At 35.7% G+C, this 1,966-nt stretch carries 1 protein-coding gene; it reads right to left on the bottom strand.

Features of this window, described 5'->3' with window-relative positions:
• Positions 1 to 99 precede the first annotated feature (99 nt).
• Positions 100 to 1,818, bottom strand: coding sequence for an IS1634 family transposase (locus LIZ98_RS17345; RefSeq protein ID WP_041845722.1), 1,719 nt, complete (start codon positions 1,816 to 1,818; stop codon positions 100 to 102).
• Positions 1,819 to 1,966 lie beyond the last annotated feature (148 nt).

Below are 1,966 nucleotides of genomic sequence, written 5' to 3' on the forward strand. Positions count from 1 at the left end.
ATCTTGAGTTTGACACTTGTAGAGCTCAAAAAGCTCCCGAAACGCTTATTTAGCAGCGTTTTGAGAGCCTTTTTATTTTTAACAATTTGTAGTACTATTTTACCTTTTTGTTTGCTTTAAAATTTTTTTTAATGTTTTCGTAGGTAAGATTTGAAAGTCCGTTCGAAAACCAGCCTGTTCATGTAATTTGTCCGTCAGCTCAGTCCTAGTGTAGGTAGGAATCATTCCTTCACCAGGAATTTCATAAAAAGACATGGTTCGTAATGTGTCTATGATTTCACCATAGGTAAATTTTTCCTTTAGGCGTTTTTCTAAAATACGAAAGATTGTCATGGCAATGAAACAAGTGATGAAGTGTGCTTTGATTCGATCATCTCGGCTAAGGTAAACGGGTCGCGCACTAAATTCACTTTTCATGATGCGAAAAGTTTCCTCAATTTCCCATCTACCTTGATTCACTTTGAGTATGGCTCTTACGTCATCTTTTAAATTTGTACAAACTGCGTAAAAACCATCATACTGAGCTTCCTTCTTGATGATTGAATCATCTAGCATCAAAACTTCCTTGTCGGCAATTTCTCCGTTTTCCGTTACATGGGTCTGTTTAATGAAACGCCTCACATCATTGGCATTTTTCTTCTTCTTTAGTTTCTGGCCACTGGCAATCATTTTTTCTGCTCGTTCGATTTGTCTTCCACGGATTTTCTCTTGATATTCTTTGTATTTTAAAGAATAGGAAACGATGAGTCGTTGTTCCAGCCCATCTTCATTAATCCAGCGTTCCTTATAGAAAATTAAATTTTTATCTCCAATTGCATTGATTTCTTGAATCGTAAATATTTTTGGATTTTTAGGGTCTGCCGATCTCCATCCCGTCTCTTCCAGCGCCCATTCTTTCTGATACTTCTTAAGTTTTTTTAGAGATTGTGTTGTAATAAATGCGCGATTCTTTAAATCATTGAATTTTCTATTAGCTGTAGAAGATAGTCCCGCATCGGTACAAACAACAAACTTCGAAACAGAAAAATCTTTCAAGATTTTCTTTTCTAATGGTTTGAGTGTGGTTTGTTCATTCGTATTCCCAGCGTTAAGATCAAAAGCTAAGGGGATTCCGTTTCCGTCCATAAATAATCCCATCTGAACAATTGGGTTGGGACGATTTTCTTTGGAATGTCCATATTGCCGAAGTCCCTCTTCTTGCTCAATTTCAAAGAAAAAATTGGTACAGTCATAATAGAGAATTTTCGAATTGCGCTGGATAACATCTTGACTGTTTTTGTAAAGCTGGGATTGAATAAAATCATTTTCTTTCGAGATAACCTCTAACGCACGGTAAAACTGATGAAGCGAAATTCTAGGTTGTTCGATATACTTCTCCATTGTATGAAAAGCTTGTAATTTTGATCCTGGATACAGGATACGTGAATAGACAAGCTGTGAAAGAATGGCATTTAAGTCAAATTCAAACTTGTGTGTTTGACTTATTTTTCCACATATCTTATGTAAGCCCAGTTGATAGTACAATTGTTGTAGAAATAAGTAGCCCCCATTAAACAGCACATCTTGATTGGGTTTGATTTGTTTGTTTGGCGAAAATTTTACCAATATATCCGGTTCTTTCATGCTTGCCTGTTTAGTCAGTTCTTTCGCCCGCGCTTTCGCCCATTCATAGGGATCCTGTCCATTGGCTTTCAATGTAACTTCTTCAAGTGTTCCCAGTTTTTCTACAATTTTTGAAGTGCTTTTTCCATTAATTCGGACTGACTTGATGATGTAAAGGGATTTAGAATTTTTGGATTCAGAAATTTTCACACGCATAAAATCACCGCCTACTATTAAGTATAACATATAGTACGTGCATATTACTACAAAAATATGAAATAAATTTGACAAAAAAATATAGAAAAAAAGCCCATTTAATGGGCTTTTTGGAAATTTTTTGCATAACACAAGTGTCAAACTCCCG

Origin of the sequence: Caldibacillus sp. 210928-DFI.2.18 (assembly GCF_020554505.1) — a bacterium.
Taxonomy (GTDB): Bacteria; Bacillota; Bacilli; order Bacillales; family Caldibacillaceae; genus Caldifermentibacillus; species Caldifermentibacillus hisashii.

What these genes read in the sequence shown, in the direction of transcription:
- LIZ98_RS17345 (WP_041845722.1), bottom strand. Translation starts at nt 1,818, where the DNA reads ATGCGTGTGAAAATTTCTGAATCCAAAAATTCTAAATCCCTTTACATC.